The sequence below is a fragment of the Streptomyces sp. NPDC020192 genome, from assembly GCF_044388685.1.
Classification (GTDB): domain Bacteria; phylum Actinomycetota; class Actinomycetes; order Streptomycetales; family Streptomycetaceae; genus Streptomyces.
In genome coordinates this window covers 451,866-465,587 of sequence record NZ_JBIRXG010000002.1, presented here as the reverse complement: position 1 = coordinate 465,587, position 13,722 = coordinate 451,866, and the positions used below count along the sequence as shown (strand labels likewise).

Sequence of the window (13,722 nt, the reverse complement as noted above, 5' to 3'; positions counted from 1 at the left end):
TCGCAAAAGTACTGCACCATCAGCCGGCCATGAGCGGACAGGACCCGGTGAACAGGTGCGGGTTGGTGCGCGACCGGCGCAGTTTCCTGATCGTTCGCGCCGTCTCCGGCGGGTGAGGGGCGGGTTCGCCCCTGGTGGGATCAGCCCCATGCCAGACCGGCCAGGTTCGCCGCCAACTCATCGACTGTCCCGCCGGCCTTCACCGGGTGGGCATCGCCTGGGCGAGCACACGGTCCGCCACCGGGAATCCCGTACCGCAGTCGGTGCAGGAGGTGTGCCCGAACAGGTACGACAGCCTTCGGGCCACCACCGGCTGGCCGTCGGCGAGCGCCTGGTCGTGCAGCCGCCTGGCCAGGCCCGCCAGTTCTGACGGATCCGCCGGTCGCAGTGGCGTCTTCTCGACATCCCGTAGGGCGTAGTCGTCGCTGCACGCGAAGAAGCCGTCGTCGCCGAGCACGATGAACAGGTTGACCCCGCAGTAGGGGCACTCGACCTCGTATTCGCCCTGTGCCAGGTTGTCCAGGCACTCGTCCCAGACCTCGACGCCCTCGAAGGCCAGGGCCGTCTGCAGCAGGCCGACGTAGTCCTCCCTGTCCAGCGGCAGACGAAGGCATGCGCCGGTGAGCCGCGCGAGGTCGGCGATCGCGGAGGAGTAGGTCTCGCGGGCGGCGGCGCCTTCGGCCGACCGGCGCGCCGACGACACGATGGGGCCTGCGGCGAACAGGACCCAGTGCCGTTCCGCCGGTTCCCGGCCTGCCGCGATCTCGGCGAGCCGGGGAAGCGCGGCGAAGCTTGCCGAGAACGCGGTGTCGAGCTGGGGACACAGACGGTCGATCAGCTCGGACCAGACACCGGCCGGGTCGGCTTCGAACCGCTCGAGCAGGGCTGGAACACCCTCCGCGGTACCGTGCGCGTCGCTGAGCTTCGACCAGTCCGTCATACCCGGGATCCAAGCAGACCGCCGGCGCGCACAGCCGGCAGGGCCATGCCGAACCGTCGCCGCGCGTGCCGCGTCGCGCCGCAATGGGGGCGCCGCCGGTCGCCCGAGCGGCGGCATCGTGGTCGGCGTACGCAGTGAGCGGGACATGGAGGCCGTACGGTTCGCTCTGGCCGGGGCGGATCTACGTCGGGCCGTATACGTCCGCCGGGACCGGCCTCCTGGCGCCTTCTCGTCGTCCGCCCGCAGGCAGGCTCGGGCTCTTCCCCCGTATACCCGTTTCGGAGTCCGGCACCCTGGGGACCCGGTGTTCGACCCTGCGAAGGGAAGGATCCTGCGGAAGGGAAGTACGTCGTGCCCGACACCGACCAGGTCCGCATCCGGGACGAGGCCCTGCCCCTGACCGATGAGGCGTCGCTGGACCCACTGATGGAACGCATCGGCGACGCCCGCTATGTGCTGCTGGGCGAGGCGTCCCACGGTACGGCCGAGTACTACCGGATCCGTGACGTGCTGACGCGCCGGCTCATCGAGGAGAAGGGCTTCTCCTTCGTCGCCGTAGAAGGAGACTGGCCGGACTGCCAGGCCGTGCACTGCTCCGTGGTCGCCGCGCCGGGCGCGCCCGAGGATCCCGACGAGGTGCTGGCGGGCTTCCGGCGCTGGCCCACGTGGATGTGGGGCAACACCGACGTCGCGGCCTTCACCCGCTGGCTGCGCCGGCACAACGAGCAGCTACGGCCCGAGCGGCGGGTCGGCTTCTTCGGGCTGGACGTCTACAGCCTGTGGGACTCCCTGCACGCGGTGCTCGGCCATCTGCGCGAGCACGACCCCGACGGGGTGGAGCACGCCCTGGAGGCGTACCGCTGCTTCGAGCCGTACGCCGAGAACCCCCAGTCCTATGCGCTGGCCACCCGGTATCTGCCCGAGGGCTGTGAGCCGCAGGTGGTGTCCCTGCTCATGGAGCTGCGGGAGCGTGCGGCGCGGACCGCGGTGTCCGACGGCTCGCTCGCCGAGTTCGCCGCCCGGCAGAACGCCGAGGTCCTGGCCGGTGCCGAGCGCTACTACCGGGCCATGCTCGACAGCGGACCGGAGTCGTGGAACATCCGCGACCACCACATGGCCGACACCCTGGACCGGCTGATGGAGCACCACGGACCGGACGCGAAGGCCGTGGTGTGGGCGCACAACACCCACATCGGGGACGCCCGCGCCACGGACATGGCCGACATCGGCGAGGTCAACATCGGCCAGCTGGTGCGCGAACGGCACATGGGCAAGGGCGTGGTGCTGGTCGGTTTCGGTTCGCACTCCGGCACCGTCGTCGCCGCGGAGGAGTGGGGTGAGACACCTCGGATCATGGGGGTTCCGCCCGCGCATTCCGGAAGCCTGGAGGATCTGCTGCACCGGGTGCTGTCCGGCGAGCGGGCCCTGTTCGTCTTTCCGCACGTGCAGTTGCAGCGGCCGCCGACCAGCGGCCGGGGCGAGTGGTTCCACCAGGAGCACGGTCACCGCGCGATCGGTGTCGTCTACCGGCCGCAGTACGAACCCGTGGGCAACTACGTCCCCACCGTCCTGGCCCAGCGCTACGACGCCTTCTGCTACATCGATCACACCCACGCGCTCACTCCGCTGCACCCCTTGCCCGCGGAGAACCTGGAGGAGCAGACCTGGCCCGCGGGCGTGTGACGCCGACTGGGAAGGCCCATGCCGGGTACGGCCGAGCACAAAGGAAGTCCTGACCATGACCGACGTATCCGACGACTTCGTCCTGGACGTGACCCGGCAGGACTTCGACCCGGCGACGCTGGCCGCGCGGGCGCACACCGACTACACGCCGCCGCCGCGCGCGGAGGAGGAAGAGGAACACGCCGACGACCTCACCAACCTGCTGGAGACCTGGCCCGGCCCCGCCGGGATCGCGACGGTGGCCGGCGCACCCGGGATCACTCACCCGCCGACCAGGCTTGCGGCCCACCGCCGCGCCACTCGATCAGGTCCGGGTCGTCGACCGTCGTATCCGTCTCGGGCAGGCCCTTCTGGCGCAGAAACTCCACCACGTCGAGCAGGTGATACGCGGTGCCGACGAATTCACCATGGATCACGACCCGCCGGCCACCGTCAGGGGCCGGCGGCTGCACAATCACTGCCGCGCTTTCCATGGTCCCCGAGTCCCCCCTTACCGAGCCGCTCATGCCGGGCGGACGGTCACTGACCGGGACGGCTCCCCAGGGCCCCGGTCACCCGGGGCTGCCCTCGGGGATGGCGAGTTCGCGGCCGCGGTAGAATCCTTCCCGCTCCTCCACGACGAACGGGGCCATGCCGGCACGCCGCTCCGCCTCCGGCTCGGAGGCCCGCCAGGAGTCGCACGCCTCCTTGGACTCCCAGAACGACACGCCCGTGATCTCCTGTCCGTCCTCGGACCAGTACGCGAAGGCGCGGCGCATACCCTGCGGATGGCTGGCCGGCCGCCACGCCTGCTCGAAGTCATCCTGGGTGTCCGGCCGTATGCGGCGTGTCGTCACCCAGACGAAGTGATCCTCCATCGCGGCCTCCTCCGTTACGTCGGTTCGACTCGTCGGCGACACTGCGACCACCGTAGATCCACAGCACCGATCGCGCCTGCGCGGCGATCGCGGCGCCCGCCCAGCACCGTCAGCGCACGGCGGTGCGCGCGTGCCCGGCCCGGCGCCTGCCGTGCTCGGCCGAGGCCCGGGCGAGCAGGGCCTCCGCCGCTGCCACGGCGTCGGCGGCGTTGCGTCGTCCCATGAGGACGCAGAGTGTGTAGGCGGCGTCGTCGAGCCGGCGGTAGCTGAGCGGACTCACCGGATCGCGCCGCAGACCGGCCCATGCGGACCGATAGGAGCGAAGGGCAGCGGCGACGGTCCTGACATGGGGCATCAGCATCTGTGTACGCACCTCTCCGCGCCGGTCAGGACTCGGTGATCTCGATGTGCCGCGGCTCGGCGGCCTGCCCTGGCAGCAGCCGGTTCATGCGCTCGAACAGTTCCTCGAACTCCGCGGCGATCGGTTCCAGTAAGCTGCCGGGCCGGTGTCGTACAGGCAGCGTCATCGCGGTTCACCTCCGCGAGAGTGGGCCATACGGGTCACTCTCCATGGTGCGCGTCCCCGCAGAACCGGGCGAGTCAGGTCCGTACCGGTGTGGCCGGTGGAGACGCGTACAAGGCGCGCGCCTACGAGAAGGCTCCAAGGGGCTCCAGGAGATCTCCGGGGTAGGCAAGTCGATCGCGGAGAAGGTCGCCGAACTCCTGCGGTCCTCCGGCGACCGTGTTCTGCTCGACCTCGCCATGGACCTCGCCGACGACACCGTCGCGGAACTGTCCCACGTGACCGGCTGCCGTCGCTGCACCTACGCCCGAAAAGGAGGTCTACGGACCGACGGGCCGGCGCCGCTGGAGACGAGGACATCCTGCGGGCCCGGCGGCACGGGGTGGGCGCGGCTGACCGTGAGGTTCTACAGGTGCTCGGATACGCCTGGCGCCGCTGGGGTACCCGTGCACGGCGGCAAGGCACGATCGTCGCGCCACTGCCCATCAGTTCCGTCCCACCTAGCATGGAAGCCGAGGTCAAGAAGCGGGTGCCGTCCGCGCCCGTGCCGCTCCTGACGGAGCCGACCGTTCCCCGTACCGAACACCGCCCGCCCGGTGGCGCGGCCGTCCCGGAAGCGCAGGGCGCGACGGAAGACCGGAAGGGCAAAACCGATGCCGACCACCCATCCACCCGACTTCGAGCACGCCATCCACACCGCCAACATCTGGCTGAAAGCGGTGGCCGAAGCGCTGGGAACCGAGGACCGCCACCTCGCCCACCGGGTGCTGCGCACCTGGCTGCACACGCTCCGCGACCGGGTCACCGTCGACGTGGCCGCCCATTTCGCCGCGCAGCTCCCCGACCTGCTGCGAGGCGCCTACTACGACGGCTGGAACCCCAGTGCCGTACCTGTCAAGTACGACCGTGAAGCCTACGTGAACCGCTTCGTCCAGGAAGCGAAGGTCGCCGCCGAGGACGTGCCCCGGATCGCCTCCACCGTCACGGCCGTCGTACGCGACCACGTCTCGCCCGGGCAACTGGAGGGGGCACTGGACCAACTGCCGCACGACATCCGAGATCTCCTCCTCCAGCCGGCTGCCTGACCGGGACAGACGCATGGGAGCACGACATGACGCAGAACCGTTCCCCTGAACCCGACGCCACGACCGGGCCGGAGGCCCGACTGGGCCGACTGGAAGCACAGGTGGCAACCCTCGCCGAGGCGGTTCGGGTACTCGCCCGTGGGCTGGAGAACATCCCGTCGAAGGACGTCCCTCCGGAGGAAGCAGAACGCGGCGCACGACTCGCCCACGAACTCCTGCTCTCCCAGGGCCTGTAGGCGCGGTGTCCCACGGCGGTGAGCGGCGTCCCAGGGCTCCTGACGGCCCTGGGAACGCGGAGAGTTGAACAACGTGGGGCGATGCGGTCACGGCTCCGCGACGATCGGCTCCTCGCAGCATGCCTGGCAGGCGGGGCCGCACCCGGCAGTCGGCCGCGCGGCGCGCTCATCGTCGATTTTCCGTGGCTCCACCACGTGATCCGCTGTGTGGGGCCTTTCGTCGGGGACACGCCGGGACCGCGGGTGAGAGTGCGGGCGGGGCTGCTCCGCCCAGATGGTCTTTCCTGTCGGTGTGTGCCGGGTACCCCAGCGCTCGGCGAGCTGGCCGACCAGGAAGAGGCCACGGCCGCCCTCGTCCAGGGCGCGGGCGCGACGCGGGTGCGGAGCGGTACTGCTGGCGTCGGAGACCTCGCAGATCAGCGTGGTGTTGCGGATGAGGCGCAGCTGGATGGGGGGTTGAGCGTGCCGGATGGCGTTGGTGACAAGCTCGCTGACGATCAGCTCGGTGGTCGGGGCGGCGTCCTGCAGGCCCCAGGTCGTGAGCTGGTCGGCGGCCCGTCGGCGCGCGTCGGCGACGATGACGGGCACCGCGGGCAGGTCCCAGGCGGCCACGTTCGAGGGGCCCAGGGCGTGGGTGCGGGCCACGAGCAGGGCGACGTCGTCGTCCGGTCGCTCGGGCAGGAGTGCCGTGATGAGTTTGTCGCAGGTGTCGTCCAGCGACGGGCCGGGCTCACCCAGGACGTGCGCGAGTTCCCGCATGCCGGTGTCGATGTCGCGGTCGTGGGTTTCGATCAGTCCGTCCGTGTACAGGACGAGGAGACTGCCTTCGGGCAGGCGGAGATCGGTGGCCTCGAAGGGAAGTCCGCCCACACCCAGAGGGGGGCCGGGGAGTACGGGGATGAAGTCCACGGAACCGTCCGGCATGACGGCGGCCGGGGCGGGGTGGCCGGCGCTGGCCAGGGTGCAGTGGCGGGACACCGGGTCGTAGACCGCGTACAGGCAGGTCGCGCCGACCTCTCCGGAGGATTCGATGCCCTCTTCGATCTCTTCGAGGATGAGGTCGTCGAGCTGGGTCAGGAGTTCATCGGGCGGAAGATCGACATCGGCCAGGGTGCGCATCGCGGTGCGCAGCTGGCCCATGGTGGCGGAGGCGTTGATGCCGTGGCCGACGACATCGCCGACGACCAGAGCCACGCGGGCGCCGGAGAGCGGAACGACGTCGAACCAGTCGCCGCCCACGCCGGCCTGAGGATCGGCGGGCAGATAGCGCATCGCGGTCTCCACGGCCGGCTGTGCGGGCCGGTGATACTGCAACAAGCGGCGCTGCAGGGCCAGGTCCGCACCGTCGGTCTCCTGCCGGGTGGCGTGAATGAACCACTCGACGTGCTCATCGGCACCCACCAACGGGTAAGCCCTCACGTCGGTCTCCACCCGGTGCCCGTCCCGGTCACGCAGGGCGACCCGTCCGGTCCACGCCTCCTGCCGCGAGAGGTTCCGCCAGGCCGACTCCGGGAGGTGAACGGCGAGAAGATCCGACGCCGGCCGACCGATGACGTCAGCGGCCTCATATCCGAGCAGCAGTCGGGCACCCCGGCTCCACGCCGCTACGACGCCCCGCGCGTCCACAGCAGCCGCGGCGTTCTCCAACGCCAGCGGATTGTCGTGCATGAGCCTCATCCCATCCCCTTCCCATTGTGCTCCCGCACCGCAGTGACGACAGAGACGGAGGGGACTCGAGTGAATGCCGTGACTACAGGTGGCTCATTCCGTTGGCTGCGGCTGACGCTCCTCGGTGTGGGAGCGATGAACTCGCCCCGATTCGCCCCGGCAGGCCTGCTGCTGCGCTGCACGGGGCACAGGGTCGCCTTCGACGGTGGCCCCGGGGCCGAACCGCCACCCGGGCGGCTGGACGCATGGCTGGTCACCGACGAACGTTCCGAGCTGCGGTCGGTACTCCGGCGGCGGGCGGCCACGCGGGATGTCCACGTGTGCGCGGGCGACCTGCAGGTCGGCGAGGTCGCGGTGCGCTGCCGTCCGGTGGTTCACACCTCACACCCCGCGTACGGGTATCGGATCGAAGCCGGAGACGTGGTGGTGGTCTGGGCGCCGGAGTTCTGGGAGTTTCCGGCCTGGGCCGCGGGGGCCGACCTGATGTTCGCCGAGGCAGCCGCCTGGAACCGGCCCATACGCTTTCGGCGCGGTGTGGGCGGTCACGCCACCGTCCTCGCCGTGAGTGAGCAGGCCGCGCAGCACGGAGTACGGCGCCTGGTCTATGCCCACATCGGGCGCCCCAGCCTGCGCGCGATCGACGCCGGGCTGAAGCCGCCCGCCGGAGAATGGGGTGTGGAAGGCCGTACGTACTCCCTGCGCTTCAGCCATGAGAAGGACGGCGAGGTATCGGCGTCCTGAGGCGTGCCGGTATGGCAGGCCGCTCGGGTGGAACCCGGAGGCAGGAGCCGTGGAACCGAGGAGGTGGCGGCGATGCCGACACGAGTGATGGACCGCCGGGAGGTGCGCCGGCTCGTCGAGGAGGAGCAGGCGCAGCTGGTCGAGGTGCTGCCGCGCGAGGAATACGACCAGGCGCATCTGCCCGGCGCCGTGCACCTGTGGCTGCGGGATCTTGACCGTGAGGCAACCCGTCGGCTTGATCCGGGCCGGCCGGTGGTCGTGTACTGCTGGGACTGGCTGTGCGACCTGAGCCCACGGGCCGCGGCGGCCTTGGAGCAGCTCGGCTTCCGCCAGGTGTACGACTACGTACCGGGCAAGGCGGACTGGCTGGCCGCCGGCCTGCCCGCCGAGGGCTCGGCGGCCGGGATGCCGTCGGCGGGGGACGTGGCACGGCGCGAGGTCGTCACGTGCCGTGCCGATGCACCGGTCGGCCTGGTGCTGGACCGCATGCGTGAGGCGGGGCAGCCGGTAGGGGTCGTGGTGGACGACAGCCAGGTGGTCACCGGCCTGCTGCAGCGCCGCGAGGCCGAGGCCCATCCGGGTGGCGACGTGGCGCAGGTGATGCGCCCAGGACCGGCGACCGTACGGGCCCACGAGCCGCTCGGTCCGCTCCTGGGGCGCATGGCGAAGGCGGGAGTGGACACCATCGTCGTCACCGATCCGGAAGGCCGGCTCCTGGGACTGATGGACCGCACGTCCGGCGAGCAGGCGGCACGCGCGCACCCCGCCGTGGCGACTTGACCGGCGACCACCCGTGGACCGGGCATACTTGGGCGGCGAGTGACCATGGCGAACGACGTCATCCAGCGAGGCGGCATCTACTTCGCGTACCGACCCCGAGTCGAGCAGGAGCAGGTCCGCGACATCGAGGACATCCAGCGCCTCTACGTGATCCCCGGCCGGAGGCCGTCGAAGAGGAACTGGAGCGGCGGACGTACGACACGCAGACGCGTGGCAAGCGGACGCAGCCCGAGGCGCGGCCGGCCGGAGAGGGCCGCTATGCGATGGTCCGGCACGGCGACCACACGCATCTCACATACGAACTCGAGCTGCCGTCCGAGCCGGGCGCCGTCCAGGAGGAACTGAACGTCCGGCTCGACGCGGAGGCCGAGGACGCCGACTCGGCCGAGATCTTCCGCCGCCTGCACATGCCGCGCGATAAGCACCCGACAGAACCGCTGGCAAAGGGCGAGTGGCGTTAGCCAGGCCACCGCCCGACCCGTGTTGGCAGGGGTGGTAAGTCGGTGTCCTGGCGTGGCACGGTTCCGCGATCATGGACTGGACAACGGGCCCCGTAACTGATGAGGAATCACGTCCCATGCCTGTACCCGCCGAATCGTCGGCGGCAGCCCGGCCCGCCTCATCCGTACCCGCTACAGCGACGAGGACATCGCCCGGCTGCTGGCGGTGGCCTGGTGGGACTGGCCGGCGGAGCACATCACCCAGCACGTGCGGACGATCATGTCGGGCAGCATCGCCGAGTTGGAGGCCGCGGCCCCGGACACCCCGCACGCACTGCCACACGTGAAGGGAACCCCATGACGTCGAGGACAGCGGACGGCAGCGCGGACGACGCGGATTACCGTGCGATCGTCGCCGAGAACCTGGCCGAGGCCGGGCTGCCGCCGAACGGCTCGTACGGGCCGCAGTGGGCGAGTACGGACGGTACTTCGGCACCGCGGTGGCCGCCGGAAAGCTGGGCGACGGGACGTACACGTCGATCCTGGACCGCGAGCAGCCTCGCCGGCTCCTGGAGTCCGCTGGCCGAGTCCGAGAACGATCCGTTCGCGCGCGCGAGCAACGTGACCGTGCCAGGTACGACCAGACCCTGCTGACCCCACCGGCGCACGGGTGCTGTCCCCAGCACCGAGTCGCCTGCCTGCCGGAGTGATCGGGGCCCGGGCGGTGCCTAGCGTGCTGTTCCATGGTCAGCACCCTCCTGAGTTCCGTACTCCGCAGGCGTACCGCCCTCGCGGCAATGGCGACGGCCGTCGTGTGGGGCGCCGCGCCCGTGTCGTCCGCACGGACACCACCCCATGTGCCCCGCCCATGCGGCACGCATGACGCCTTACGCCGGTCCGTCCACCATCTCGTCACGCACGACCGGATCGCCGGGGCCGCCGTCCTCGTCAACGGCACCGGTGCGGACGTCACCTGTGCGCGCTGGGCCGTAACGGGCGGAGTGGCCGATCTGTGCACTGGTCGCCCGATGAACACCAGCGACCGGCTGCGCGTCGGCAGCGTCACCAAGACCTTCACGGCGACGGTCATCCTCCAACTCGTGGCCGAGCGGCGGGTGTCCCTGGACGCGCCCGTCGAGCGTTACCTGCCCGGTCTGATCCGCGGTCCCGGGTACGACGGCCGTCGGATCACCGTCCGGCAGCTCCTGCAGCACACCAGCGGACTCCCCGACCACCTCGACGCACCCGGATGGGAGCACCCCGAGCGGCTGCGGTACCGCCACTTCGACCCGCGTGAACTCGTCGCCCGCGCCCTGCGGTTGCCCCGTCCGCGGCAGACCTGGCACTACGCGACCACCAACTACCTCGTCGCCGGGCTGATCGTGCACGCGGTCACCGGCCACTCCCCCGAGTCGGAGATCACCCGCCGTGTCATCGCGCCGCTCAGGCTGCGCGACACGTACTGGCCCGGAGACGACCCCCGCCTCCACGGGCCCCATTCCCACAGCTACTTCACCGGGGACGACGGCCGCCGTACCGACGGCACGAGCTGGAACATGACCTTCGGCGGGGTCGGCGGGGCCCTGGTGTCCACACCGGCCGACCTGACCCGGTTCGCCACCGCCCTCTTGGGCGGCCGCCTGCTGCCCGGAGCCCAACTCGCCCAGATGCGGCGGACCGTGGCGGCCGACCCCGACCGGCTCTGGCCCGGCGCCCGTTACGGGCTCGGGCTGATCTCCTCTCCCCTGTCCTGCGGCGGCACGTGGTGGGGCCACGGAGGAACCGTGCCCGGCGGCCACCGGGCACTGGTCGCCGTCGGCCCCGGCGGCCGCAGCGTCGCCGTGGCCCTGAACGAGGTACCGGCCACGCTCCAGGCCGAACGGGACTTCCTCGACGTCGTCGACAAGGCCCTCTGCGAGGCACACACGTCCGAAAGGAAACCCGCATGACCGCCGCCACCTCCCACAGCGCCAGGCACCGTTCGCGCCACTGGGCAGCGCGGATCGGCGCGGCCGCCGCCCTGTGTCTGGCCGGCACGCTGACCCTGGGCACCGCCCCCGCCGCTCGAGCCACCACCGGGGCCGGCGACCCCCTCGCCCGCTACCACCACCAGCACCTGCACTGGAAGAGCTGCCGGCTCGGCCCCGACGACACCACCGGCAAGGAACTGGAGCAGGCCGGCGCCCGCTGCGCCGACGTCACCGTGCCGTTGGACTACGCGCGCCCCGACGGCCGTACGATCACCGTCGCGATCTCCCGGATCCGGGCCACGGACACCGCGCACCGCATCGGCGCGCTGCTGCTGAACAGCGGCGGCCCCGGCGGGCAGACCATCGGCGATCCACCGTGGGTGCGTACGGCGATGAAGGAGGCCGCCGCCCGCTACGACGTGGTGGGCGTGGACCCGCGCTTCGTCGGCCGCAGCACCGAGCTGGACTGCCGGTGGCCCACCGGCAGCATGATCCGCGGGGCTGGCACCGGCCGCGCCGGCTTCGACCGCATGGTGGCCTTCTCCGCGGACCTCGCCCACCGTTGCCGTACCCACGCGGGCGACCTGCTGCCGTACGCCACCACCCGGAACACCGCCCGCGACATGGACGTGATCCGCGCCGCCCTGGGCGAGCGCCGGATCTCCTACCTCGGCTACTCGTACGGCACCTACCTCGGCCAGGTGTACGCGACGATGTTCCCAGGCCGCACCGACCGGGTGGTCCTGGACGGCGTGGTGGATCCCGGCCGGTACGGTCCGAGGCTGCTGCGGAGCACGGAGGAGGCCAACCGGAACGCCCTGCGCGACTGGGCCGAGTGGGCCGCCGCGCACGATACGACGTACGGTCTCGGTCGCACCCGGAGCGCGGTGCTGGCGACGGTGAACGCGGTTCGGTCGGCCGCCGCACGACAGCCGCTGCGGCTCGGCGGCCACCGGGTGGACGAGCACGCCCTGCCCGTCGTCGTCTTCAACGGCCTCTCCCAGGACAATCCCTCGGCCTACGGTGATCTCGCCCGGGCCGTGGCAGACCTGCGGCGCGCCGCAGGCGGGCGGGCCGTCACCCCGTCGCCGTGGCTGGCCGGCTCGCTGGACTTCCTGCTGACCGGGCACGACTCCACCTACGGCAGCGCTCAGACGGCGATCCTCTGCGGCGACGTGGCCGCGCCACGCGATCCGGAGACCTACTGGCGCGATCTGCGGCGTGCCGGGTCGCGCGACAGGCTGTTCGCTCCCGTCGCCGACGACATCAACCCGTGCGCGTTCTGGGAGCCTCCGCGCGAACGCCCCACGACGATCCGCGGCGACCTGCCGGCCCTGCTCGTGAACGCCACCGGTGACCCGCGCACCACCTACCGCGGCGCCGAAACCGTCCACCGCAACTGGCCCAGCTCCCGCCTGGTGACCCTGCGCGGGGCCGACCAGCACGCGGTGTACGGCGTCTTCGGCAGCTCCTGCGTGGACGCCACGGTCAACGCCTATCTCACGACCGGGCGCCCACCGGCCGGCGACGTCACCTGCTCCCGCGTGTGACGGCCAGCAACACCACAGCCAGCACCTGGATGGCGGCAACCACCGTGATCAGTACGGGGATCGAGTAGCCGTAGAGCCCACCGATCAGCGCGCCGCCGGCCAGACTCGCCGCGCCGACCACGCCGGCGAAGAGGCCGTAGGCGGTGGCCCGCCGCCCGCTGGGCACCAGGTCCGCGACCGTCGCGCGCAGGGTGGACTCCTGGATGCCCATGGCCGCGCCCCACACCAGCGACCCGGCCACGGCGATCGCGACCGTGTCGGTGAAGGCCAGCATCACCACGCCCGCCGTGAGCACGGGCAGAACGACCAGCACACGCGGGCCGTGCCGGTCGTACAACCACCCCGTGGCCAGCGCCGCGACGGCGTCCACGGCCATCGCCGCCGCGTACAGCACCGGCACCCACGTGGCAGTCAGCAGGTGGCGCTCGACCAGGTGGTAGGAGAGCACGCCGAACGTCGCGAACCCGGTCGTGGTGGCCGCGGTGAAGGCCGCGTAGGTCCAGAACGCCCTCGGCAGACGCCCGTCCTGCCCAGCCGGTCCCCCTGGCGTCGCGGCTGTCACCTCGCGTTCGTAGGCTTCCGGGTCCGGCACTCGCGCCCGCAGCCAGAAGAGCAGCAGCAGGACGGCGATGCCGGGGGCGGCGAGGACGCCGAGCGCGGGGCCGTAGTCGTCGCCGGTGAGCGCGAGTACGCCCGCCACCAGCAGCGGGCCGGCCAGGGCGCCGATCTGGTCCATGGCCTCATGGACGGCGAAGCCGCGGCCCCGCCCGGTCGCGGCGGTGGCGTGCGAGAGCAGGGTGTCCTTGGCGGGCGAGCGCACCGCCTTGCCGACGCGCTCGGCGATCACCAGCACACACGTGGCCCACAGCACGCCGGCCACGCCCAGCAGCGGCACCGAGACGACCGTCAGGGCGTACCCGCCGATCGCCAGGCCCCAGAAGCGGCGGGTCCGGTCCGCCATCGGGCCCGAGACCAGCCGCAGCCCCAGCGCCGCCGCCTCCCCGGCCCCGGTCACCACCCCGACGACCAGGGAGGATGCGCCCAGTGAGGCCAACAGGGGCCCGGTGATCGAGCGGGCGCCCTCATACACGACGTCCGCGAGCAGGCTGACCGTGCCGAACCAGACCACGAACCGCCACGGCCCCATCCGAGCCGACGGGCGATCCGGCCTCCGCTCCTCGGACACCGGCGGCTTCATCCCCACAGCGCGTCCGCCTTCTTCTCCCTGCCCACGATGGGGTCCCCCCTG

15 protein-coding genes and 3 pseudogenes are annotated in these 13,722 nt (G+C 71.6%); 10 read left to right on the top strand and 8 right to left on the bottom strand.

The window, feature by feature from the left end; all coding sequences use genetic code 11:
- Window positions 1-199: 199 nt before the first annotated feature.
- Window positions 200-940: a hypothetical protein gene (locus ACH47Z_RS06665; RefSeq protein ID WP_399071208.1), complete on the bottom strand. Its 741-nt coding sequence runs from the start codon at window positions 938-940 to the stop codon at window positions 200-202.
- Between the two features lie 351 nt (window positions 941-1,291).
- Between ACH47Z_RS06665 and ACH47Z_RS06660 the strand changes: the two genes are divergently transcribed.
- Complete coding sequence (locus ACH47Z_RS06660; protein ID WP_399071206.1) at window positions 1,292-2,623, top strand: erythromycin esterase family protein; 1,332 nt, start codon at window positions 1,292-1,294, stop codon at window positions 2,621-2,623.
- Window positions 2,624-2,880: 257 nt separating this feature from the next.
- Here ACH47Z_RS06660 and ACH47Z_RS06655 read toward each other — a convergent pair whose 3' ends face one another.
- The 4 genes from ACH47Z_RS06655 to ACH47Z_RS06640 all read right to left on the bottom strand — a co-directional run bounded on the left by ACH47Z_RS06655 (window position 2,881) and on the right by ACH47Z_RS06640 (window position 4,007).
- Window positions 2,881-3,096: a hypothetical protein gene (locus ACH47Z_RS06655; protein ID WP_399071204.1), complete on the bottom strand. Its 216-nt coding sequence runs from the start codon at window positions 3,094-3,096 to the stop codon at window positions 2,881-2,883.
- A 78-nt stretch (window positions 3,097-3,174) separates the two neighbouring features.
- Window positions 3,175-3,480: a hypothetical protein gene (locus ACH47Z_RS06650; RefSeq protein ID WP_399071202.1), complete on the bottom strand. Its 306-nt coding sequence runs from the start codon at window positions 3,478-3,480 to the stop codon at window positions 3,175-3,177.
- Window positions 3,481-3,589: 109 nt separating this feature from the next.
- Window positions 3,590-3,835, bottom strand: a complete 246-nt coding sequence (locus ACH47Z_RS06645) for a DUF5133 domain-containing protein (RefSeq protein ID WP_399071200.1) — start codon at window positions 3,833-3,835, stop codon at window positions 3,590-3,592.
- A gap of 31 nt (window positions 3,836-3,866) precedes the next feature.
- Window positions 3,867-4,007 (bottom strand): hypothetical protein, encoded by a 141-nt coding sequence (locus ACH47Z_RS06640; RefSeq protein ID WP_399071198.1) that lies wholly within the window; start codon window positions 4,005-4,007, stop codon window positions 3,867-3,869.
- Window positions 4,008-4,656: 649 nt separating this feature from the next.
- On the opposite strand from ACH47Z_RS06640, the gene ACH47Z_RS06635 reads away from it, so the two are divergent.
- Both ACH47Z_RS06635 and ACH47Z_RS06630 read left to right on the top strand, forming a co-directional pair.
- A complete protein-coding gene (locus ACH47Z_RS06635; protein WP_399071196.1) occupies window positions 4,657-5,088 on the top strand; it encodes a DUF2267 domain-containing protein in 432 nt (143 codons plus the stop codon).
- Between the two features lie 26 nt (window positions 5,089-5,114).
- Window positions 5,115-5,324, top strand: coding sequence for a hypothetical protein (locus tag ACH47Z_RS06630; protein WP_399071194.1), 210 nt, complete (start codon window positions 5,115-5,117; stop codon window positions 5,322-5,324).
- A gap of 252 nt (window positions 5,325-5,576) precedes the next feature.
- On the opposite strand, the pseudogene ACH47Z_RS06625 reads toward ACH47Z_RS06630, so the two are convergent.
- Together ACH47Z_RS06625 and ACH47Z_RS06620 are read right to left on the bottom strand one after the other, a co-directional pair.
- Window positions 5,577-6,659, bottom strand: a pseudogene (locus ACH47Z_RS06625) (SpoIIE family protein phosphatase); the annotation flags it as partial.
- Between the two features lie 51 nt (window positions 6,660-6,710).
- Window positions 6,711-6,992, bottom strand: a pseudogene (locus ACH47Z_RS06620) (PAS domain-containing protein); the annotation flags it as partial.
- A 135-nt stretch (window positions 6,993-7,127) separates the two neighbouring features.
- Between ACH47Z_RS06620 and ACH47Z_RS06615 the strand changes: the two are divergent.
- The 7 genes and pseudogenes from ACH47Z_RS06615 (at window position 7,128) to ACH47Z_RS06585 (ending at window position 12,473) form a co-directional block, all read left to right on the top strand.
- The gene (locus tag ACH47Z_RS06615; RefSeq protein ID WP_399071192.1) at window positions 7,128-7,733 is read left to right on the top strand and encodes a hypothetical protein; all 606 of its coding nucleotides are present in this window, start codon (window positions 7,128-7,130) and stop codon (window positions 7,731-7,733) included.
- Between the two features lie 72 nt (window positions 7,734-7,805).
- On the top strand, window positions 7,806-8,513 hold the full coding sequence (locus ACH47Z_RS06610) for a rhodanese-like domain-containing protein (protein WP_399071190.1): 708 nt from the start codon (window positions 7,806-7,808) through the stop codon (window positions 8,511-8,513).
- A 263-nt stretch (window positions 8,514-8,776) separates the two neighbouring features.
- Window positions 8,777-8,974 carry a hypothetical protein gene (locus ACH47Z_RS06605; RefSeq protein ID WP_399071188.1) on the top strand — a complete coding sequence of 66 codons (198 nt, stop codon included), beginning with the start codon at window positions 8,777-8,779 and terminating at the stop codon, window positions 8,972-8,974.
- A gap of 133 nt (window positions 8,975-9,107) precedes the next feature.
- Window positions 9,108-9,314, top strand: a pseudogene (locus ACH47Z_RS06600) (hypothetical protein); the annotation flags it as partial.
- Window positions 9,311-9,607 carry a non-reducing end alpha-L-arabinofuranosidase family hydrolase gene (locus tag ACH47Z_RS06595; protein WP_399071404.1) on the top strand — a complete coding sequence of 99 codons (297 nt, stop codon included), beginning with the start codon at window positions 9,311-9,313 and terminating at the stop codon, window positions 9,605-9,607. The pseudogene ACH47Z_RS06600 and the gene ACH47Z_RS06595, both read left to right, overlap by 4 nt.
- 89 nt (window positions 9,608-9,696) lie before the next feature.
- A complete protein-coding gene (locus ACH47Z_RS06590) occupies window positions 9,697-10,902 on the top strand; it encodes a serine hydrolase domain-containing protein (RefSeq protein WP_399071185.1) in 1,206 nt (401 codons plus the stop codon).
- A complete protein-coding gene (locus ACH47Z_RS06585) occupies window positions 10,899-12,473 on the top strand; it encodes an alpha/beta hydrolase (RefSeq protein ID WP_399071182.1) in 1,575 nt (524 codons plus the stop codon). The genes ACH47Z_RS06590 and ACH47Z_RS06585 overlap by 4 nt, the downstream gene beginning before the upstream one ends.
- Here ACH47Z_RS06585 and ACH47Z_RS06580 read toward each other — a convergent pair.
- Window positions 12,454-13,620, bottom strand: a complete 1,167-nt coding sequence (locus ACH47Z_RS06580) for an MFS transporter (RefSeq protein WP_399071180.1) — start codon at window positions 13,618-13,620, stop codon at window positions 12,454-12,456. The two genes, ACH47Z_RS06585 and ACH47Z_RS06580, sit on opposite strands and share 20 nt — an antisense overlap.
- Window positions 13,621-13,722 lie beyond the last annotated feature (102 nt).

Excerpts from the sequence above, each read along its gene's own strand:
- ACH47Z_RS06665 (WP_399071208.1), bottom strand. The coding sequence starts at position 940 with ATGACGGACTGGTCGAAGCTCAGCGACGCGCACGGTACCGCGGAGGGT.
- ACH47Z_RS06655 (WP_399071204.1), bottom strand. The coding sequence starts at position 3,096 with ATGGAAAGCGCGGCAGTGATTGTGCAGCCGCCGGCCCCTGACGGTGGC.
- ACH47Z_RS06650 (WP_399071202.1), bottom strand. The coding sequence starts at position 3,480 with ATGGAGGATCACTTCGTCTGGGTGACGACACGCCGCATACGGCCGGAC.
- ACH47Z_RS06645 (WP_399071200.1), bottom strand. The coding sequence starts at position 3,835 with ATGCCCCATGTCAGGACCGTCGCCGCTGCCCTTCGCTCCTATCGGTCC.
- ACH47Z_RS06640 (WP_399071198.1), bottom strand. The coding sequence starts at position 4,007 with ATGACGCTGCCTGTACGACACCGGCCCGGCAGCTTACTGGAACCGATC.
- ACH47Z_RS06635 (WP_399071196.1), top strand. The coding sequence starts at position 4,657 with ATGCCGACCACCCATCCACCCGACTTCGAGCACGCCATCCACACCGCC.
- ACH47Z_RS06630 (WP_399071194.1), top strand. The coding sequence starts at position 5,115 with ATGACGCAGAACCGTTCCCCTGAACCCGACGCCACGACCGGGCCGGAG.
- ACH47Z_RS06615 (WP_399071192.1), top strand. The coding sequence starts at position 7,128 with ATGAACTCGCCCCGATTCGCCCCGGCAGGCCTGCTGCTGCGCTGCACG.
- ACH47Z_RS06610 (WP_399071190.1), top strand. The coding sequence starts at position 7,806 with ATGCCGACACGAGTGATGGACCGCCGGGAGGTGCGCCGGCTCGTCGAG.
- ACH47Z_RS06605 (WP_399071188.1), top strand. The coding sequence starts at position 8,777 with ATGGTCCGGCACGGCGACCACACGCATCTCACATACGAACTCGAGCTG.
- ACH47Z_RS06595 (WP_399071404.1), top strand. The coding sequence starts at position 9,311 with ATGACGTCGAGGACAGCGGACGGCAGCGCGGACGACGCGGATTACCGT.
- ACH47Z_RS06590 (WP_399071185.1), top strand. The coding sequence starts at position 9,697 with ATGGTCAGCACCCTCCTGAGTTCCGTACTCCGCAGGCGTACCGCCCTC.
- ACH47Z_RS06585 (WP_399071182.1), top strand. The coding sequence starts at position 10,899 with ATGACCGCCGCCACCTCCCACAGCGCCAGGCACCGTTCGCGCCACTGG.
- ACH47Z_RS06580 (WP_399071180.1), bottom strand. The coding sequence starts at position 13,620 with ATGGGGCCGTGGCGGTTCGTGGTCTGGTTCGGCACGGTCAGCCTGCTC.